This window comes from Paenibacillus qinlingensis (assembly GCF_013204845.1).
GTDB classification, from domain to species: Bacteria; Bacillota; Bacilli; order Paenibacillales; family NBRC-103111; genus Paenibacillus_E; species Paenibacillus_E qinlingensis.
Genome location: NZ_JABMKY010000017.1, coordinates 52,248 through 74,132, shown reverse-complemented (window position 1 = coordinate 74,132; position 21,885 = coordinate 52,248). Strand labels below are relative to the sequence as shown.

Genomic DNA, 21,885 nt, shown 5'->3' with positions numbered 1-21,885 from the left:
CTGTGTAGTTACCCTATTTCAATATTGGAAAACAACTACCGGATCAACACTAATATCACGCGTGCTTTCCTTTGTCGTACCACCATACGTCATGCTGAACGTATAACTGGCAGGCAGTAATTCTTTGCTAACCTCTCCTGATGTTGCAGGTCCGAGGTTTTGCCAGCTTCCCCCCGAGTAGAACTTTGCAGTACCACCGCTCAGCGGATTACCAGAGCTGTCTTTCACTTGCAAGGTAGCTTTCACCGTATGGAAGCTGACAACAGGGTTCGCAGCTGTACTTTGGACTGTTTCTAGACGCTTGCCTGCATACGTCAATCCGAACGTATACGTATCGGCGAGCAGTTCTTTACTGATTTCTCCACCAACCGTAGTGCCCATTGGCTTCCAACTACCTCCTGTATAGTAGTCGACAACGGCTCCATCAAGTGGATTGCCTTGGCTGTCTCTTAACTGCACGCTCGCCTTTACCGTGCTAAAAACAACGTTGCTGCTGGCAGCCGTATTCTGAACGATTTCCTTGTATTTCCCTTCATACGTCATCCCGATCGTATACGTATCAGGGAATACTTCCATGCTTATTTTTCCACCTGCCGTCGTGCCCAGTGTCCGCCAACTGCCGGAGGAGAGAAACTTTACGTTCCCGCCATTTAACGGGTTACCCTGGCTGTCTTGCAGATGTACTTGAACCAACTCCGTCTGAAAACCAACATTAGCATTCGTACTGATGTTTTGCGTAAGCTGCTGCGTTTTCCCTTCATATGTCATAGAGAAGAGATAGCTCTTTTCCCCTAACGACTTACTGATAGAGCCGGAAGCATCGGTTACGCCAAACTCTTTCCAAGTGCCATCCAAATATTTGACAATTCCGCCGCTTAACGGATTGCCGGTGCTGTCTTTGAGCTGAACCTTCACCGCTGTAGCGGCGAGATTGAAGCTTATGCTCTTGGCTGTCTCGCTGTTGCCCGCTAAGTCGGTCGCACGGTACTGGAGTGTATACGCCCCCTGCTTATCAAAGGTAAGCGCAGCTGTGTAAGGCGTCCATGTCACTCCGTTATTCACGCTATAGACAACCTGCCCAACGCTAGACAAGTTATCAGAAGCATTTAGCGTGACCGTAACAGGATTGATGTAATTACCACTCGATCCGTCTGGCACTGATGGGACAACGACAGCCGTTGTTGTTGGGACCGTACTGTCGATTCGGACAGCGACGGTTTGCGTCGCTTCCTGATTACCAGCCAAGTCCTTGCTGTAAAAATCCAGCGTGTGTGCACCTTCGGCAGCGATGGAGATCGTATTCCCAGCCACGTAAGCGCCATGATTCAAGCTGTAGAATGTGCTTGCGACGCCACTTCCCGAGTCACTCGCCGTCAAGTGAACAACCTGAGCCGTTGTCTGCCAGCCAGACGGCGCGTCACTGACCGTAACGGGAGGTATATCATCGACAGTCAATGGTCTGACCTCCACGTCATCAACATAGAACGGAGTGCCGTTACCCTGAGTTTCGGTGTATAAAAACATGGTTGTTTCGGTTACAACACCCGTTTCATTAATAATCAGACTCCCTTGCACTTGTTTCCATTCTGTAGCATTTAGGGATGGACTGACGAACATAATATACTGTTTAGGTATAGGATCACCGTCTAGCTTATACTGCAAGCCGATCCTGATCGTCTCGGTGGAAGTAGGAGCAGATGCTAGTTTCGCCCAGGTTGAATAGTAATAGGGTTTGCCTTTTACAAGTGGGACAGGAAATTTAACGCCTCCGTATTTATCGGTCTTCGTCAACAATAAGGACTTCTGGCCCGAATGTTGTTCCGCCGAAGTCAGGGAAGGCACTGCCTGATAAGCGTAGTTAGGAGCCGCTAATGTACTGCCTTCCATGCCAGGATCTACAATCAGGTTCGTGCCTTGTACCGTGTTCGTCGGTGCTGTTACCGTAACCGTAACGATAGCTTGCTTACCCGAATCATCCGAGGTTGCTTTAATTTGGGTTATGCCCGTGCCCACGCCTGTAACGATCCCATTGGTATCGACGGCCGCCACAAAGGGATTCACGGATTCCCATTTGATGAGCTTATTGGTTGCATTGGCCGGTGTTACCGTCGGGACAAGCGTTTGCTGAGTGCCGAGCGGCAAGCTGAGTGAAGTCGGTGTTAGCGACACTCCCGTAACTGAAACCGTAGCATCTACCGTGACGAGCACAGATGCGACTTTTCCGCCATCTACCGTCGTTGCCGTTATCGTTGCTGTGCCTAAGCTCGCGCCATACACCATGCCGTTCACATCCACTGTCGCTACACTTGGATTGCTCGAACGCCAGATTAATTCTTTATTGCTTACATTCACTGGTGTGAACGCAGGAACCAATGCTTTGGTTTTACCAACACCTACCGTCATTGAGGTCGCACCAAAACTTATATTCGATGGATGAACCCAAACCGAACTTCCTGAATCTGTTATTGGCTTAACCGCAACGTCATCGACATAGTAAACTCCGCCTGGATTGTTAATCTCCGTATAGAGATACATTAGAACATTCGTTACGACTCCTGATTCCTGAATCGTGTAAGTACCTTCGATCTGTGTCCATTCTCCCGCTTTCAGACCAGGGCTTGTGAAAATAATGAGTTGCTTGGGAGGACCCCCGTCCAAGTTATATTGGATTCCCACCCTTAAAAATTCATTGGTCGTCGTGCCAGTTGCCAACTTGGCCCAAGCTGAGTACGTATACGGCTTGCCTTTTTCCACGTTCACTGGAAAACTAATACTGCCGTAACGTGTCGATTTCGTGATCTTGACGGACTGATGGCCGCTATGTGATTGTGTCGTATCCTTTGCAGCAGTCGCATTCTGCAGCTTATATTGTGAAGTTATACTTCCTTCAAATCCCGGATCTTCAATGAGATTATCTCCTTTTAGTGCAACCGTAGGCGTAATTTCCAATTGAACGGAATCCAGACTGAAGGCTCCGGAAGCCGTCGTTGGCACCACTTGAATTTGTTTAATAGTCCCCGTCCACGCAGCGAAGCTTGACGTATCGAATACATATTCCCGATAAACGGCATCGTTCGGGAGGATATAAGACGAGAGCATTTTCGCCTCATTCCAAGTGCTATCCGCGGTCGTCGTAAAATAAATTTTTGCCTCATTGCCAATTGTCATGTTGTTCATTCGGACGCGAATCCGTCTAATATCCGAAGCGGCAAATTCCAAATTATCCGGTGAAAGAATCGCTGGCTGGACACTTCCAGATACCCCGTTTGAAGTTCCGCTGAAGACGCCATTCGCAACGACGGGATTCGCGATCTGACTGTTCGCCGTCCAACCGCTGCTCGTCGTAAAATCCCATGTGATCGCCGTTGGATAAATATCTACTTTTTGCGCAGCTGCATTCCACTTCGTTATAGCGCCAAAAGCTTGGTGAAGATAGCTGAGCGGCACCAATACTGTTCCGTTCGCCAGCTTAACAGGCGCATGCTCTAACGTAATTGCCTGATTCCCCTTATAAGCTATGCTATCGCCGACCTTTACTTTATAGACAACGTTATCTTTCACAGCCAACAGAGTATTCGTCGCAGGGTCCCATTCCGGCTTTGCGCCTATTTGCAGGTAGGTCTCTTTCATAGGAAGCATCACGATGCCGTCCTGCAGAAGAGCTGGTTGGCTGAACGGTTTGTAAACGCCGTCGACGTAAGTCCGAATACCAGGCTGAGGGGAATAAATGGTTCGAATGTAATCGATGCTAATAGGCCCTACAGCCGAAATTGGATCGATCCGCATTTGCCGGATTGTCCCCGTCCAGTTCTTGTTTCTCCATGCCTCAATAATGTATTCCGTATAACCACTATCCAACGGATTTACAAAGTAGCCGACAGCCTTAGCCTCATTCCAGGTACCATCTGCCTCCGTCGTAAAGAAGAAGCGGCCGTCAATATCATTCGCACTGTTCTTCATTCGAATTACAATATAAGGAATGTCCTCTGCCTTGATCCCAAGGTGATCAGCGGAACGAATGCCGGGATCGGTATTGTTCGTTACCCCCGAAAAACTGCCATCCTGTACGGTCACGCCTACAATCTGCTTTTCAACTGTCCAGCCTTCCGCATCACCCGGCGTATTGAATTCCCACATGTTCCCGTAGACATTGGTCATCACTGGCTGAGGTTGGTTCAAATTAGGAACCACTCTCCCCGCAGGATAAAGGGTATTGATCCGATCCTTCTGAGTCTGCGTTGGCACGCTGTCCGTATGCGGTGCACTGCTTCCAAATACATTGCGAATGGCATCCACATACCCGAAACCGGCCAGCCCCGCAGGCATAATAAAGTGGCCTTCTCCAAACTCATTCCAGTTATCCAGCATCACCAGCTTCTTACCAAGACTGCCTGCAGGAAGCGATGGCATAAAGCTATCCTTCGTCCACTGCGCCAAAGACTCGAATTCCGACGGCGTCGCATAATAACCGAAGTTCAAGCCCCAAGCCGTATCATCTCTGCCCATGCTCAAACCAGGGATAATATCGATGGCGCCAGCATCCTTCTCTTGCGTCATTTTCAATTTCTGAAATTCCGGATGTCCGCCAAAGGAGCCCCAGGAATATGCATACACGCCATCAAAGCCAGCATCTTTGCGTTTCTTCAACTGCGCGTAGTCCGTCCCGTTATATACGTTCAACAGGATCATATCCCCCAACCCCGCATTGCTCACTTCGGTCCGAAAGTTATCCAGCTCCTCCTTCACATGATCGTTGCCATTGCTGTCTTTAAAAGCATTGAATAACTCTTCATAATTGTAGATCGTGAATACAGGTTTACCGTCGATCTTCAAATAACGCGGATCTTTAAAATAATATTCAATCCAGTACGGAATCAGATTTGTTCGGAAATCTGCAGCATCTTTAACTTTGGAATTGAGGTTTTCAAACATAATCGCGAATTTGGTTTGATCGCTATACGCGCCATTAAAATAACCGTTATCCAAAGCATGGGATAAATACGAATCTTTAATCGGCATCCGATCCGTATCTCCGCCTAGCGGTCTGAACCAGCAGGACATCTGGAAATCGATGCCGTGCTCTTCCAGCCATTTCGACTCCCAATCGGCCGTTTCCGGGTTGCCTTCGTCGTAGAATCCAAGAAGAGGCGTCCGATCCGGGTAAGGCTGAATCATATCCCAACCCAAATGATGGCCTTCCCGCCACATCGGGCAGCTTTGAACGCCCACTTTCGGAGCGCCCGCGTCCTTACTGACCACAACAGGAGCCGGTACATAGTCAGCCGGGAGGGGCACCGTTTTATACAAGAGAATATCGTCGAGCCACATTTCTCCCCGATACGAGGCGGGGGTTGTGAATTTGATACTGTCAATAGCTGTCACGCCTGAAGCGAGCGCTACACCTTCCTCTTGAAGCTTATCATTGATATAAATATCCGCTAGAGCCGTCGCCCAGTTCACTTTGATCTGAATATGCGTCCACAGATTCGCTAAATAATCCAACGAGACAGTTTGCCCGCTGCCGTTGACATAAGCCAATTTATCGCCAGCCGTCGTTAATTTGATGACGCTCGTCGTGCCGCTTTTTAACTCAGCTTCCAATCCATCCGCCTTCTGCTTGTAAAGAACCTTGAAGTCGTAGGTGAAATTATCCGATATCGGCGAGATCGTTTTAGTCAGGCTCATACTGCCTGTAGCCGAGCTTGCGTTCAGCTTCATACTATTGATATCCGGCTGCGGGGAACTAAGCATGCTGCCGACGGTAATTGCGCCGCCTGACGTAACAGCAGTCCAATCCTGCGGAATCGCGCCACCGGCAACGACCGAAATGAGTCTCTCATTGACGACATACCCTTTATAAATTTTCAAAGGACCAAAGAAGAACTCCCCCATGGAGGCGTCGCCTGTTTTCACTTGAAACTGATTCAGATTCGTTACGGCATTTTTGAAGGGTGCACCGTTCGCCTTCCTCACACCATTGATATACACATCTGTCGTGTGCGTGTTCAGGTTCATAACGACCTTGATGCCATATTCAATGTTTGCTACATAGGTTTGCAGAGGAATAACGGTGTTGGTGCCGGTCTCCAGACTAAGCGTATTGTTTTGCGTAATTAAGCTGACGCCTACGATGTCATTGCTGAGCAACTGCCACTTCAAACCGTCTATAACGGACAAAGGCTTTATTCGAAATTCCATAGTCAGACTGCCTTCGCTTTGAGAAACAAATTTCTTATTCATAGAAACGGGCAGCACCGTGCTCGTGTCGCTGATTTTGAAATTCGTATTGTACAGGGAGACCAGCGCTCCTCCGGCAGCGCGAACATCCCACCCGGATGGCTGACTATTCCCTGGTGTCAAGGCTGATAAGAACGAGAAATCCTCATCGATTACATACCCCCCTTCAGGAGTAGTGGCTTCCGCTTTAACTTCAGTTGACTGAAGCACAATTGTGAAAGCGCATACAAGTAGAGCGGTAACGATCATGCCTAAAAGCTTTTTAATCATCATTAAACTCCCTTTCCTTGTGGATTAATTGGCTTCTTGAAAATAATGACACTGCCTAAACTCAGCAGCGTCATTATCGTCACAAGAACATGTCGTTAGTTACTTACCTGCCTTCCAAGCATCATATTGCTTCTGAATCTCAGCCATTATTTTATCTATACCTGCATCAACCAGTTTCTTCTTCGTATCCTCAACATACTTCGCGTAGTCCGGCATGGATCCCGTCGTAAAGATCGGGTTTGCCTCTTTATTGACGGCATTGATTTGTGCAATTTCCGTTTTAACCGGCTCGTTGTTAAAGACGAATCCAAGCAAACCTGATGCCTTACCGTTGTCGTTTGTTTTTCTCATCGCTTCCAAAGCTTTCGTTGAATTCCAGTTGGAATCCCATTGATCCCAAAGCGGCCCAAGCCAGTTGTGCCAAATCGCCCATGTTTGTTCAGCACCGCTTTTCGCTTCGATCGTTGGGTTAGGATCTTTAACTGTACCCGATTTAACCGTGTAATTTTTACCTTCAACGCCATAAGCAAGTGTATTCAATAAGTACTTGTCACTCCAAATATAATCGAGCAGCATCATCGCTCTTTCTGGATTCTTCGAAGTTGCACTAATCGCTGTTGCAGCAGCAGTCATGGAAGCAGTTGAAATGGTCGGCTGGGAGCTGAATGTTTCAACCGTTGGGAAGCCATACGTGCTCGTCGATTTCGACCCATCCTCGGTATAACCGCCTGAATCACGCAGCACGGCATATTTTCCGGATTTCGCTTCAGCTAGATAATCTGTTTTGATCGCTGCATCCTTGGCAATGTAGCCTTTCTTATAAAAATCATTCATAACGCGATAATTTTCATAATTTTGTGGAATATCAAGCGTCTTGACGAATTTACCATCCTTCTCGCTGAAAGATATGCCACCAACGACAGTTGTATAGTCGGGTAACCCTACGCCAGAGGTCGCTCCATTGGCCGTGGCAATGACGGGAATCATGTTCGGCTCATTTTCCTTAATCTGTTTCAAGAATGGCTCTAAGTCAGCAAGGCTCTTGACGTTCTTATAATCGAATTTATATTTTTCAACTAAATCTTTTTTAAATACATAGGCAGATGCCGGACTGTAAGGGGTCTGCGCAGGGATCGCCATAATCTTGCCTTTATAAGTAACAGCTTTCCAAGCGCGAGGATCTACTTTCTTCAAAATATTTTGACCATACTTCTGCAATAAGTCATCGAGGGGCATAAAGGCACCCTTTTGCACATTCGCATTCAAGTTATTGGACGAATTGGAAGTAAATACGAGATCATAGGGCTCACCGGCAGCGGACTTCAGCTTGATCTTATCTTCCCAGCCCGCATTATCAATTAAGTTAAATTTTACATTGGCATTCAATTTTTCCTTAATCAGTTTGTTCGCTGCCGCTTCAACCGCTTCTTGATCCTTCATATTGTCGATCGGTTTGGGCATGAACCAGCTAATATCCACATAATCTTTCGTCGGACTCGTACTTGCCGTACTTGCTGCCGTACTAGCAGCTGGGCTTGCGCTTTGACTCGTTTTGTCATCTGTACTGCAGCCGCTAATCACAATCGTTGATGCAAGCAAGACGGATGTTCCTGGTACTAACCATTTTGCAGCTTTTGTTTGTTGACCTTTCACGTGGATTGCCTCCCTTATATTGTCTTTATATAATTTACAGACGCAGCGCGGTTCTCCTGCACCTGAAATTATTAACCTTTGACAGAACCTACCGTTAACCCCTGAACAAAATACTTCTGAAACAGCGGGAAAACAAGCAGCATCGGTCCTGCAGCCAAAATACACATTGCCATGCGAGCAGTTAATGAAGGTACTTGCATACCTGGTTTCACAAGTCCATATTGAATGGCCTCGGCCGAATTCAAATACTCCATATTTTTTAGAACACGAATAAGTAAATATTGCAGCTTCATTAAATTGCTCTGGTCCATGTAAAGCAAGGTCAGCCACCAATCATTCCAGTATTGGAGAGCAAAGAACAGGCCTAATGTTGCCAGTGCTGGTTTGGATATTTGCAAAACAATTTGGGTAAATATGCGCAGCTCGCCTGCGCCGTCCATTTTAGCTGATTCAATAATGGCATCTGGTATTGTTTGCAAGAAACCTTTCATCAACAGCACGAACCAACCGCTAATCAGATACGGCAAAATGAGTGCCAGGATGTTGTTACGGAGTCCCAACCATTTCACCATCAGGATATAAGAAGGAACCATCCCTCCATGAAAGAGCATCGTGAAGAAGATGAAAAAGGCAAGGAACGTACGATAGGAATAATCTTTGCGCGAAATCGCATAGGCGTAGGTCGTGGTTACCCACATCCCAATCAAAGAACCGATGATCGTCGTACCGATTGTAACCAGATAAGAGTTCAGCAGAACAGTTGGCTCACGCAGAATCACCTTATACGCATCTAACGTAAAGTTTTTGGGGATCATGGAGTAGCCAAATTTGATAATGTCATTTTCCGTTTGAAATGAGGTGCCGATAATGACAAGAAAAGGAAACACACACACCGCACACAACAAAATAAATGAGATATGAATCACTAATTTTCCTATGGTCAATGTAGGTCTTAACCGAATTGCTTTGTAAGAATTCATAGTCGATGCTCCTTAGAAAAGTGAATTTTCAGGATTAATCCGTCTTACGATCGTATTGGTTAACAGAACCAGGCAAAACCCGACGATCGATTGAAAGAAGCCTGCTGCCGATGCCATCCCGATATCCCCCATATCAATCAGAGAGCGATACACGAAAGTATCAATGACGTCCGTCGTCTGATAAATCAAGGATGAATTCAACGTGACATTGTAGAACAAACCGAAATCACTGTAGCAAATACTTCCGATTTGCAGGATAACCAACATGGTAATCATCGGTTTGATCATCGGGATTGAGATCGAAAATGCCTGGCGAAGTTTACTAGCGCCATCGATTTTGGCTGCATCATAATACTCGGCATCAATCCCCATAAGAGCGGCGTAATAGATGACCGATCCATACCCAAGTCCCTTCCAAACAGCTGCGGCTACTAAAATGTACGGCCAATACTGAGGTTCGCTGTACCAGAGGATCGGTGCTTTGCCCATAGCAACCAAGAGGGAGTTGATAACGCCATGATCCATATCAAACAGGGCCCGAAAGGCAAATCCAGCAACTACCCAGGAAATAAAGTAAGGAATGAACAAAATCGTTTGATACACCTTTACAAATTTCCGACTCAACTCGAATAGCAATAGGGCAATGACGATGGAGAGGAACGTCCCCAAAATAATGAAAACCGTGTTATACAGGAGCGTATTGCGCAGAACCCTGTACAGCACATTGCCATTAAATAAGAAGCCGAAATTGTCTAACCCGACCCACGGGCTATTCCAAATCCCCAAATTGTACTTATAATTTTTAAAAGGAAGCAGTAATCCGTAAAGCGGCACATAATTAAATAGTAAAATCAACAGGAATCCTGGTAGTGCCAGTAGGGTCACTCCGAAATTTTTCTTGAAAATTCTTACCATCCATCCAACACATCCTAGCTTAGTAATTTTGACTGCCATCTTGGTCGATACCCCAACTTTAGGGGATGGCCCAGGGAATGTATATTATAAACTAGGTATTTTCCTCCAAAAAAGTGTAGGTTCCATTGAGTTAGAATCCTCCAAATCACGTGTTTTCCTCTAACCTTGGTAAGCTTCGCAGGAAAACAGAGTTGTCCCCACCTACGAATGCGCTTGATATTGTATACTACACACATGGGAAGTAAGGAGAGGAGCGTAGTTATGCGAAAAGCGCCAGCACCCTATCGGTATATGATCGATGAATTTCTCACACCATCCTTTCATTTCAGCATCTCTGAGTATGAGGTAAGCCGGTTTCACGATTTGCATGGCCATGAATTTTTTGAGATGGAGATTATTCTATCTGGAAGAGGTACGCAAATCTTAAACGGTGAGTCGTCCCAACTCGTCCCAGGCTCGGTTTACCTTTTAACCCCTGTTGATTTCCATACCATTATTCCTGACCCAGGTTTCCCGCTTCGTTTAATCAATTTGAAATTTACTGAGGAATGGCTCGATGAGGAGCTGCGACTCTTTCTCTTTAGGCAGCCTAATCGTTTATCCGTCCGCTGCGAGGGTGAATATTTGATTTATATCGAAATGGAGTGCCGCCGATTATTAGCGGAGTGCACAGCATCCAGAATCGGCAAAAAACAAGCCATCCGTGCCACATTGGACAGATTGCTTGTTGATCTGCTGCGTATGATTCCGACGGATCTCCACACTACTATAGAGACTTCTTCCAGCGATGTCCCTGAACGAATCAAACTGCGCAAAGCCTTGAACTATATCGATTTTCATTTTCGTGAACCCATTACATTGAAACAAGCAGCAGCACACACAACATGGAGCCCGAACTATTTTAGCGAAAAATTTAGTAGCATCATCGGTCAATCGTTTCAGCAATATGTGCAGGAGCACAGACTTCAATACGCTCATAGGCTGCTGCATAATTCCAGCTTACCTGTTACGGAAATAGCTCTGGCGTCGGGCTTTAATTCTTTGCCTTATTTTATTCGTTGTTTTAAAAGGAAGTATGGGTTTTCTCCGAGTGCTGGACGGCCGGTTTTGTGAAGGAGTCCAAATACAAAAAAGCTTGATTTCTCAAGCTTTTCCCGTTTCGATTATATTTAAGTTATCCCTTAGCAGCGGGACAAAAGCTTGGAAATAAAGCCAGTGCCCATAATCATTCGGATGATTGATGTTGTTCAGGAGCAGACTTTCCGGTGATTTGCCGGCTGCCAGTTCCTGCTCCCAAAGCGCAGTGACGTCAGCTACGCCGACACCATATTCCCGGCCCAGCCGGCGGATGACTTCCGCATACCGGCCAGTCCATCCGCTGGCATACCACCATTTCGGATTCGGCAGGCAAGGCGTAACGAGCACAATATCGCTGTTGCCCAACTTCTTAATGGCCTCGATCATTTGACGTAGATTGCTTTCAAAATCCGCCGGCGAAACACCTACTCCTTCCCCATATTTGTTCTGATCGTTCATCCCGAATCCGATGATTACGAGATCAGGCCGCAAAGGAATGACATCGCGCTCTAGGCGATTCTTTCCATCTTTGCTCGTTTCACCTCCGACTGATTTATTCAACAGACGGATTCGGCTGCTCGGATAGTGATCATTGAGAAATTGATGAACTCGGTTGAAGTACATAAACTTTTCTTCGCTCGCCTCCCCGCCTGCACTAATGCTGTCGCCAAAAACAACGATTGAACTCTCCTCGCTGGTTCGCAATTTGGAAAACCAGCGCTCCACTCCGGCTCGATTTTCGCTTTTATCATGGGCAACGAAGCCGTCTGTTAACGGATCGTTCTCATACACATAATCCCCATACACGGTAAATTCACGATTGCTGCAATTTTTGAATACGGTATGATCAAACTCCGTTTGGCTGTATAATTCGTGACGGGACCAATCAGGGATCCCGCTTTGCGTTGTCCGGCGAATGACACCGCGATCGTAATCGACGACATAATCTATTCCCTCTGCGTAAAGGATATTGTCCGGATGATCCTCATCCGCATGACTCCGCAATACCATAGGATGCTTGACTAAAGGACGGTACCGGATAGACACGTTCTCTTCTCGGACAAAAATAAATGCTTCCGCAGTCTGTCGGCGGCTCTCTGGATTCATGGGCACGCAACTCCTTCAATTGTAAAATCATATTCATCTGAGGTCAGCTTCAGTTCATATCCTTGGATCATTCATTGAACAAAATGAACACCTTGCTTCTTTAATTCTTCATGAAGCTTTTCGATAGGAACGTCTCTCAACTTGGAATTGCTGTCTATCGCAATCGAAGCAGCTATCCCTGCCGCTTGGCCTAGCGCGTAACACGTAGCCTGAATACGCATGGATGACATCGCTACATGGGTGGCGGATATAGCGCGCCCGGCTACCAATACTCCCTCAATACTTGCCGGTACCATGCAGCGATAAGGAATGTCATAACCATCGATGTGCCTCTCATCGGTAACCTTTGCGCCGTCAGGACTATGGATATCGATCTCGTAGTTCGTTTGCGCCACCACATCTGCGCAGCGGCGACCTGTCATTAAGTCCTCTTCCGTCAGTGTATATAATCCTACGTGCTGATTCGTTTCTCTGACTCCTGTTTGCGATGCAATATGGGAAATCGTGTAGGTCTCAAAACCATTTCGCTGTAAATAATTCGCGATAGAGAAAACCTGTCGAAGACACTCCTTCTCTGCAAAATTAACATCATCGATTTTTGCGCCATTCCCTTTTACCCGACTCATATTCACCAGCAACGTGCCATCGCCCATTCGCTCCCAATATAAGTGCCGCCCTTGGGGCAAATCCGCTGGCGTCTCATAGGAATAGCATCCCTCTGGCAAATAGGCTTGTACAGGCGCCCCGGTATTCTGCATCATAAACATCAGCGTCATGGGCTGTGTCATCCCATCAGATTCGCGCCCTGATGTGTAAGCAGCCCCAGCATCAATCGCTACGCGCGCATCTCCCGTGCAATCGAGAAATATTCCCCCTTCAACAGCTCGTAATCCTTCCCGGGTGTTGATGATTACTGCCTTCAACTGATTCTCGATGAGAACAGAGGAAACAAAACTCGTATGATAGCAGACCTTTACATGCTCGCGTTCCAACTTTTCATTTAAGTAATAGCGGAGACGAAATGGATTAAATTGATGCTCTAAACCTTCCTCATGGCCATTCGGCAGATGTGCAGAAGCAAACTCAGCAATGAGCTCCCTATAAATGCCTGTGCAATTGCCAACCTTCATAAAAATACTCACATTTCCAAGTGTTCCCATCCCCCCGAGCTGAGCGGAGTGTTCAAGCAGAATCACCCTTTTCCCGCAACGGGCTCCAGCTATGGCTGCAGCAACACCAGCGGGCCCTCCCCCAATGACTACCAAATCAGCACGATCGTAAACTGGAACTTGGCGGTGAAGCTCATATTGATTCGTAGGCATGTGACAAACCCCATTCCCCATATAAATCACTTCATATTACATTTCAACTTTAGGTGATACTTACGGCAAAGTATATTACACATTGTGCATTTTCCTTCAAAATGAGTCATATCCGATAATCGTGCAAGTATTCTGAACATACGGCAAGTTTTATTACGGCCTCCCTTTTACAATGAATCCATTGGCACTTAATTGAAGGAGGTTTTCAAATGACAAAAGAACTGTGCCTGGACGGTCAATGGAAGCTTGTTTATTTTCCGCAAGGAGAATGGCAGGTCCACCATCCAGATGAATTGAACAACTTAGATTTGCCTTGTATTAACGCTCAAGTACCGGGGAATGTCGAGCTCGACTTAGTAGGGAGCGACCTGCTTCCTGAGCCCTTCGTAGGAACCAATATTAATGAACTTCGCCCTTACGAGCTCTATGAGTGGTGGTACAGCTTAACGTTCACCGCTCCGCCAACGATGGCGGGCAAGCGAACCGAGCTGGTGTTTCAAGGGGTTGACTGCTGCGCAACTTACTGGTTGAACGGCGAAGAGCTTGGCTCCAGCGACAATATGTTCATTGAAGTGAGTCTCGAAACAACAAATACACTCCTGTACGATGGTGAGAATACGCTATTTGTCCGGTTGCGTTCGCCGATTATCGAGGCAGGGCAGCGCAGCACCGATGTGATTTGCTATGGACAGGCCACCAATGGCGAGCAATTATTCGTACGCAAGGCTGCTCATAGCTTCGGATGGGATATTATGCCCCGCGCAGTGTCTGCGGGCATTTGGCGATCCGTATCGTTGGTCGCATGTGAGGATCATGCCCTGACCGATCTATATTTCTATACCCTATCTGTAGATAAAAATCTTTCAGCTGCCCAAATCGGATTATTTTACCGAGTGACCACAGATCCTGCTTATTTTTATCATGGATTGGAGATTCGGGTGAGCGGCAGGTCAGGAGCATCTCAGTTTCAGCTGAGTAGGCCCGTCTTATTCAACGTCGGCTCCCTTACCGTTTCCATCGAGAACCCCCTGCTCTGGTGGCCGAATGGATATGGGGATCCCCATCTCTATGAGATGACGACCGAATTAATTCATCAGGGACGTATACTCGCTTCACGTACAGAGCAAATCGGCATTCGTCATGTTCAATTGATTCGGACCGAAACAACCACGATTGAAGCGGGCGGCGAATTCCTATTTAAAGTAAACCATACCCCGATCATGTGCAAAGGCTCAAATTGGGTGCCGATGGATGCGTTTCATAGCCGAGACGCCAGTCGCTACGAGAAGGCTCTCCAGCTGTTCACTGAAACAGGCAGCAACATCGTTCGTTGCTGGGGAGGCAATGTCTATGAGGATCATGCCTTTTTTAACTTCTGCGACCGTCATGGGTTAATGGTCTGGCAGGACTTTGCCATGGCTTGCGCTGTCTATCCACAAACGCCCGAGTTCAGCGAGTCCATGCGACTTGAAGCAAGCGCTGTTGTCCGCAAATTACGGAACCACGCCTCGCTTGTTCTATGGTGCGGGGATAACGAATGTGACGAGGCTTATGGGTGGTATGGTCTGCCTGATCCTGGCGTGAATCAGATCACACGAAGCTTGCTTCCGCAAGTGATTCAGCAGTATGATCCTCACCGTGCTTATTTGCCAAGTTCTCCCTACCTGTCACCTGAGGTGATCCGTTCAGGCAACATGAACCTAGCTCCCGAACGGCATCTTTGGGGCCCGCGGGATTACTATAAAAGTTCCTATTATAAGACGAGTAGTGACCATTTTATCTCTGAAATTGGGTATCATGGCTGTCCGAATCTATCGTCAATCCAAAAGTTTATCGAACCCGATCATCTATGGCCATTTAACAGTAAGGATGAGCAATGGGTCGCGCACGCAACGGCAGTTAGCGGCTATCAAGGACATAACGCGACACGGATCCAATTAATGGCGAACCAAATTAAGGAGTTATTCGGTGCCGTTCCCGAATCTATCGAAGACTTTATACTCGCATCGCAAATTTCCCAAGCTGAGGCCAAGAAGTTCTTCATCGAGACGGCCAGACTCAAAAAATGGCGGAAAACAGGCATCATCTGGTGGAATATGATCGACGGCTGGCCCCAATTCTCTGATAGCGTCGTTGATTATTACTATGGCAAGAAGTTGGCCTTTCATTATATCCAAAGAAGCCAAGTCCCCGTCTGCATAATGATCGATGAACCTGAGAATTGGCATGTGCGTGTAGCCGCAGGCAATGACTCCCGGGAATCCGCTGTTGGATCTTATCGCATTTGGGATGCTGATTCCAAAGAAACGCTTATGGCAGGGAGCTTTGAGGTCGAGGCTAACGGCACTTCTGAGCTAGGGAAAATCTCGATTTCCCATGCCAAGCAGCAATTACTGCTCATTGAATGGAACATTCAGGGACGAACCTATGGCAATCACTACCTGCTTGGCTTCCCCGCATTCTCTTTGGAAACATATAAGAGCTGGTTGCCTCAAATTGCCGCTATTTCTAATGATTTTCGAGCCGATGAGATCGGTAGATAGGGGAATTTTACGATGGAGAAAATGGTCCTGGAAAACCATATGCAGCAGCTTGTAACCCGTTATCCAGACTTAGACATATGTACGCATGATATTATAGCGGCATTCCAATTATGTGCGGAAGCGTTCCATTCCGATGGAAAAATGCTGCTATGCGGCAATGGGGGGAGCGCCTCTGATTGTGATCATATTGTCGGCGAGCTCATGAAAGGCTTTCTATCCAAAAGGCCTGTCCCCTCATCTTTTCGTAATTCCTTAGTCCAAGAATGGGATGAACTGAATGGAGACTACTTAGCCGATCGTCTGCAGCAAGCGCTCCCCGCCATTTCACTTACCAATCACTCTGCCTTGGTAACAGCCTTCGGCAATGATGTAGAACCGGAAATGATTTTTGCACAACAAGTGTATGGCTATGGTAAAAAGGGAGATATCCTCCTGGCTCTCTCGACTTCCGGTAATTCCACGAATGTGATTCGGGCTGTCCAGATCGCGAGAGCAATGGGTATGCCTACCGTCGGATTAACCGGGAAACAAGGCGGCCGATTAAAGGACCTATGCGACGTGACCATAACGGTGCCTTGGGAGCAAACACCGGATATCCAGGAGCGCCACCTGCCGATTTATCACACCCTATGCATAATGTTGGAAAGGGAGTTTTTCGGATGATGACAATTCTTGCTGGCTTCGATATTGGAGGAACCAAGTGTGCCGTTACGGTCGGAAAAAGGATGGATCATCACGAGATTACCCTACTTGGAAAAGTTCAATTTCCCACGCCCAAAGATCCGTACCAGACCATTACGAAGCTTCAATCTATCCTAGAGCAATTATTGCTTGAGCAAGGCGGTTCACTCGCAGCAATTGGCATCAGCTGCGGGGGGCCGCTGGACAGCAAACAAGGGATCATTCTCTCACCACCGAATTTGCCTGGGTGGGATCACATCCCCATCGTTACGTTAATTAAGGAACGGTTTGGTGTTCCTGTTGGCTTGCAGAATGATGCGAATGCTTGTGCTTTGGCGGAATGGCGTTGGGGTGCTGGCGTGGGAACACGGAATATGATCTTCCTAACTTTCGGTACGGGCATGGGTGCTGGACTTATTTTGGATGGAAAGCTGTACGCAGGGACGAATGATATGGCTGGTGAAATTGGTCATATGAGGCTTGAACCTACTGGGCCCATCGGTTATGGCAAACCGGGGTCCTTCGAAGGCTTCTGCAGCGGAGGCGGCATTGTTCAACTGGGACAAATGAAAGCCAAGGAGGCTTTGGCGTTTGGGCAGCCTCCCAGCTATTGCCGATCCGAATCGCAATTGGCATCGATTACGGCACAGCAGATATCGGAGGCCGCGCAATTAGGGGACATTGCAGCCTTAGAAGTGTTTCGCACTGTTGGTGTACAGCTTGGAAGAGGGCTATCTGTCCTAGTGGACATTCTCAACCCTGAGTTGATCGTCATTGGCAGCATTTATGCCAGACAGCGCGACCTGCTTGAAGCTCACACACTTCATGAACTTCAGAGGGAAGCGCTCCCTCATGCGCTTCGTGTATGCCGCGTAGTTCCATCAGGTTTAGGTGAACATGTGGGTGATTACGCCAGTCTATCTGTTGCCGAATATCAGGTGATGTGACCTATCGATGGCCTTTCTTTTGTTCTACTGATTCAATTTCGTCATATTTCTGCGCAAGGCATACTCCTTCGGTGTGACCTTGTATTTCTTTTTGAACATACTGAAAAAATAGGTTTCATTCATGATGCCCACCTTTTCAACTATTTCATATACACTCAGGTTATCTTGGATAAGCAGCTCTGCCGCTTTGGCTAAACGAAACTCATTAATATAATCAGGAATCGATATCTGCGTAGCTTCCTTATATATTTTGCTTAAATTTCTTGTGGAAATTTTCATGATCGAAGCGATCGAAGTCAGGCTTAAAGACGGATCTTGGAAATGATTTTGAATGTATTCCGTAACCGCATCCACTAAGAAATAGTTGAGTTTATTGGTATTTCCCTCGTGATCTTTTTTGAACGAATCTTGCAGGGCACCTAAAATAATTCGATGGATATCGACAATCGTCTCTTTCTCTAAAATATTGCGGCTAATGGATGAAATATGCAAAGATGGCGCTACCGTCACTTTCATTTCTTCGAGCGTCTCTATGACGGCATCCACGAGTCTTATGATAGAGACCAACGCATTGTGATAGTTTAGCGTGCCCAACTCCTCAAATATATGGGCTAATACCCCCTCCATCGCTGTGATATCACCCGTTTTCATCGTTTCCAGAAACCGATCCTCAAGACTTTTGGGATGCCCTGTTTTTTTACTCTCCACATTTTTCTTAACCGTTTCATAAGTCATGACAGCTGAATGCCCTAATAATAAGCGATACATCGCTTGATCCAGCGCCTTATTATACAATCCGTGTAATTCCTGCATGTGAGTCGTCTTCTCACTGATCGATGCCGTGAAGGAAATTTTAAAGTATCGGGAAACGTTCTCCTGAGCTTCTTTAAGGAGAGGAACGATATGATGAGGGAACTGCTCATCCGCCTCTGGAATACTTACAATCAACACGACATGATCGTCTTTCATATCCAGACCTTCGTTAGGGAACTTTTTGGCCATAATTTCGGAAGCAATATTGATCATAGCAAAGCGAATCGTATCTTTATCCTTGGCATGGAACGAATGCTGAAATTCCTTATAGTTATCGATTTTCAATACACATATGGCATATGAACCTTCCAAGGATAATGAAATTCTCATTTCTTTAAAAATATTTTCTAATTCAGATCTGCCGATGGATAAACTCTCTGTGAGCAGCCTGCTTAACCAATAATGCTTCATAACATCTTTAAACTGCACCTTTTCCTTATCAAAATGATCAAGCATCTCCATAGATTGTCTGTAGACGGTGTTTAAATAAGAGATCTCATCGACGACCTCGTCTTTGTCCGATCTCCGGATCCGGTCCAACATGATAGAATTCACCAGTTTCCCCACGGGCCCATATATTTTCCGGGAAATACCAATGGATATCACAATGGCCATGACAAGAAAAATGAGCGTGATGATGATAATACTATTTCTTAATCTATTGATATAGGTATAGATTTCAAGGATTGGCTGTGTTTTTAGCAGGGTCATCCCCGTGTTATCGACATTCGTGTACGTCACTAAATATTGCGTTCCGCCATGCTTGCTTTGAAAAAAACCATCTCGTTGTGCCTGTGGATGTTCAGTTTTATACCCCAAAAAGTCACTTTTCAGCCACTCCTTAATCGTCGGGTCATTGGTGCCATCATCCAAGTACTTACCATACTGGTCCAAAATAAAAACATTATCGCCTTTTTTCTTATCAATCATATTAATTTGATTAATATTCTCTAGCAACCACTGCGGTTTAACGTTAATAACGACAACGCCGTCCGGCTTAGCCTCACTCGATGTAGTTTCGTAGATGAAATAGGAGAATACATACTCAGGCTCGGTTACCCCGTTTACCAGTTTTTTGATATCACGAAAAATCGGTTTCAACTTCGGCAGGGCTTGATTCGAATTAATAAAATCGTAGAGCATCTGATCTTTAAAAAACAAAGGAAAACCCGAACTATATGATTGATCCAAATTCCGATTATAAATGCCAATGGAATGAATATAAGGATTTGCTGAAGTGACAGAACTGACGACTTTCGCCAAGTGGCTTGACACTGCAATCATATCTTCCTGCTTCGCATACATGATAGCGGTTACATCGCTATTTAAGTAAAGAAATTTCGATAAATTGGAAATCGTTTGATCCATGAACGACATATTATACTTGACTTGATACAGTATTTTTTGATTGGATGCATATTCATTTTTAACCAATAGATTTTGCGAATTAATATAAACAACCGTGGAAAGAACAACCACAAGTATAAGAATGGCCATGCTGATCCATAACACCATTTTTATGAAATAAGCTTTTGCTCCTAAAAAAGATTTTATATTCATGCATGTATGTTCTCCTTTATTTCTTCTGTCTATATCCTCTAAATGTAATTGCTCTTTGCTCTAATGTACACTGTAATATTAGTCGTTTCCTATAAATGTACGACTATTGTGTGCTAGAACCGTGTAAATTATGAAAATGAAGGGATACGGACAATACGTAAAAAGACTGAAACCACCTTCCCTGGTGACTTCAGCCTTCCATATAATTAAATAACAAATTCAATAAATTCCGGTGAACGAAGTCTTCCGCTTTGGGTCCAACTCCTCGTCTTAATCCTGGCCATGATCCGCGGTTCCATATAAGCAAAGTTCTTATCTTCCTTGAAAACTAATCGCCTCTTCACACCTTCTATGGCCTTCATATGAAGAGCGGACACGCCTGATTCAATGATGCCTACTGGCAACTTAGATCCATCTGCTCCATCTATGGAAGCAAGTAAGGCAAAATTGTTTTTTCTATAACCAGAAATGTAAACATCGGCATACGTCCAATTAATTACTTTTTGCCAGCGGATGGAGCGTTTGTTTATTTCGTATATGGAATTTTCTTTTTTTGACTTTATAATAATGCCCTCAAGCCCGCGGCCACGAACTTGTTCATAATAATCAATTGCATTTCCTTCAAACATTTCAATTTTTTTATAATTTTCATTTTCTTTAAAAGCCTGGTTCAATAGTTCTTTACGCTTCAGCAAACTTAAACCCGTGACGTCAATTCCTTTGTATCGCAAAATGTCAAAAGCACAAAAAACCACAGGTTTCTTATTTTTTGGTGATAAAAACCTTGCGGACATGGCTTCGAAATCAGGTTTCCCTTGATCATCCAGCACGACTAATTCACCATCAAGTATGGTGTCTTCCGGTACAGGGCATCTTAGTAACTCAGGAAATTTATGCGTAATTAAGTCATTGTTTCTCGTATACACATACAGTTTATCCATATTGGAAAGAATACATCGTAAACCATCTAATTTTAATTCCGCAATATGATTCTTGCTGTAAAACGGTTGGTTATTCTTGGCATTGTACAGCATCATAGGAGAAATGAACATATTATTATCACCCTGAGTTAAATGATACTTCACTATGAACTTTCTGCCTATTGGTAACTGTTTCCCACGGTAAACAATAAATAATAATCAGTTTGATGTCACACATGAATGCCCTCAGTTGTCTTATAAGTGTCAAAAAAAATTGGAGGTAATCACTTATGACACAACGTTTAAATTATATGCAGCAATCTCCTGAGCTTTTCAAAAAAATGCTGGAATTCAGCACCGCGGAGCAGGATAGTGCCATCGAAGAAAAGATTCTTGATCTTGTTCACATTCGAGCTTCACAGATGAATGGTTGCGGATTCTGTCTAGACATGCACGTTAAGCAAGCGAAGATCCATGGGGAAGGCGAGCTTCGTCTCTACCACATTGCAATCTGGCGTGAATCCACGCTATTTGCACCACGCGAACGTGCTGCGTTGGCTTGGACAGAGATCCTGACTAAGCTACCTGAACATGGTGTGCCTGACGAATTGTATGATCGCGTTCGTGGCCAATTTTCTGAAAAAGAAATCTCAGATCTGACTTTCTCCGTAATGGCTATTAATGCATGGAATCGAATTAATGTTGCTTTTAAGAACGTACCAGGCTCTGCAGATGTAGCATTTGGACTAACAAAAGCTGGATTGAGTTAATCTCATTCCAAGCACCCACTAAGAACCCTGCGAAGGGTTCTTTTTCTATTTCCTCCTGACTCCATTCTCATTCATTCCAATTTCTGCATA

At 45.6% G+C, this 21,885-nt stretch carries 13 protein-coding genes; 5 read left to right on the top strand and 8 right to left on the bottom strand.

The window, feature by feature from the left end; all coding sequences use genetic code 11:
* Nucleotides 1-18: 18 nt before the first annotated feature.
* From HQN88_RS25475 to HQN88_RS25460, 4 genes are all read right to left on the bottom strand, one after another.
* A complete protein-coding gene (locus HQN88_RS25475) occupies nucleotides 19-6,510 on the bottom strand; it encodes an OmpL47-type beta-barrel domain-containing protein (protein WP_173117805.1) in 6,492 nt (2,163 codons plus the stop codon).
* Nucleotides 6,511-6,606: 96 nt separating this feature from the next.
* On the bottom strand, nucleotides 6,607-8,160 hold the full coding sequence (locus HQN88_RS38480; RefSeq protein WP_173117803.1) for an ABC transporter substrate-binding protein: 1,554 nt from the start codon (nucleotides 8,158-8,160) through the stop codon (nucleotides 6,607-6,609).
* A gap of 71 nt (nucleotides 8,161-8,231) precedes the next feature.
* The gene (locus HQN88_RS25465) at nucleotides 8,232-9,140 is read right to left on the bottom strand and encodes a carbohydrate ABC transporter permease (protein WP_173117801.1); all 909 of its coding nucleotides are present in this window, start codon (nucleotides 9,138-9,140) and stop codon (nucleotides 8,232-8,234) included.
* Nucleotides 9,141-9,152: 12 nt separating this feature from the next.
* Entirely contained in the window at nucleotides 9,153-10,055 is a 903-nt protein-coding gene (locus HQN88_RS25460) for an ABC transporter permease (protein WP_173117799.1), read from the bottom strand.
* Between the two features lie 261 nt (nucleotides 10,056-10,316).
* Here HQN88_RS25460 and HQN88_RS25455 point away from each other — a divergent pair, with 261 nt between their 5' ends.
* Nucleotides 10,317-11,168: an AraC family transcriptional regulator gene (locus HQN88_RS25455; RefSeq protein ID WP_173117797.1), complete on the top strand. Its 852-nt coding sequence runs from the start codon at nucleotides 10,317-10,319 to the stop codon at nucleotides 11,166-11,168.
* A 30-nt stretch (nucleotides 11,169-11,198) separates the two neighbouring features.
* Here the strand turns inward: HQN88_RS25455 and HQN88_RS25450 are convergent, their stop codons facing one another.
* Together HQN88_RS25450 and HQN88_RS25445 are read right to left on the bottom strand one after the other, a co-directional pair.
* Nucleotides 11,199-12,239 (bottom strand): SGNH/GDSL hydrolase family protein, encoded by a 1,041-nt coding sequence (locus tag HQN88_RS25450; protein ID WP_173117795.1) that lies wholly within the window; start codon nucleotides 12,237-12,239, stop codon nucleotides 11,199-11,201.
* A gap of 71 nt (nucleotides 12,240-12,310) precedes the next feature.
* Nucleotides 12,311-13,561, bottom strand: a complete 1,251-nt coding sequence (locus HQN88_RS25445) for an FAD-dependent oxidoreductase (protein ID WP_173117793.1) — start codon at nucleotides 13,559-13,561, stop codon at nucleotides 12,311-12,313.
* Nucleotides 13,562-13,770: 209 nt separating this feature from the next.
* On the opposite strand from HQN88_RS25445, the gene HQN88_RS25440 reads away from it, so the two are divergent.
* From HQN88_RS25440 to HQN88_RS25430, 3 genes are read left to right on the top strand one after another with little or no spacing between them, the layout of a single operon-like run.
* The gene (locus HQN88_RS25440; RefSeq protein WP_173117791.1) at nucleotides 13,771-16,104 is read left to right on the top strand and encodes a glycoside hydrolase family 2 protein; all 2,334 of its coding nucleotides are present in this window, start codon (nucleotides 13,771-13,773) and stop codon (nucleotides 16,102-16,104) included.
* A 12-nt stretch (nucleotides 16,105-16,116) separates the two neighbouring features.
* Nucleotides 16,117-16,767 (top strand): D-sedoheptulose-7-phosphate isomerase, encoded by a 651-nt coding sequence (locus HQN88_RS25435; protein ID WP_173117789.1) that lies wholly within the window; start codon nucleotides 16,117-16,119, stop codon nucleotides 16,765-16,767.
* Nucleotides 16,764-17,732 carry an ROK family protein gene (locus HQN88_RS25430; protein ID WP_246320451.1) on the top strand — a complete coding sequence of 323 codons (969 nt, stop codon included), beginning with the start codon at nucleotides 16,764-16,766 and terminating at the stop codon, nucleotides 17,730-17,732. Before HQN88_RS25435 ends, HQN88_RS25430 begins: the two co-directional genes overlap by 4 nt.
* Before the next feature lie 24 nt (nucleotides 17,733-17,756).
* On the opposite strand, the gene HQN88_RS25425 is transcribed toward HQN88_RS25430, so the two are convergent.
* Both HQN88_RS25425 and HQN88_RS25420 read right to left on the bottom strand, forming a co-directional pair.
* Nucleotides 17,757-20,105, bottom strand: a complete 2,349-nt coding sequence (locus HQN88_RS25425; protein WP_173117787.1) for an AraC family transcriptional regulator — start codon at nucleotides 20,103-20,105, stop codon at nucleotides 17,757-17,759.
* 206 nt (nucleotides 20,106-20,311) lie between these two features.
* A complete protein-coding gene (locus HQN88_RS25420; RefSeq protein WP_274319173.1) occupies nucleotides 20,312-21,190 on the bottom strand; it encodes an ATP-dependent DNA ligase in 879 nt (292 codons plus the stop codon).
* 125 nt (nucleotides 21,191-21,315) lie between these two features.
* Here HQN88_RS25420 and HQN88_RS25415 point away from each other — a divergent pair, with 125 nt between their 5' ends.
* Nucleotides 21,316-21,795, top strand: coding sequence for a carboxymuconolactone decarboxylase family protein (locus HQN88_RS25415; RefSeq protein WP_068668263.1), 480 nt, complete (start codon nucleotides 21,316-21,318; stop codon nucleotides 21,793-21,795).
* Nucleotides 21,796-21,885: the final 90 nt, after the last annotated feature.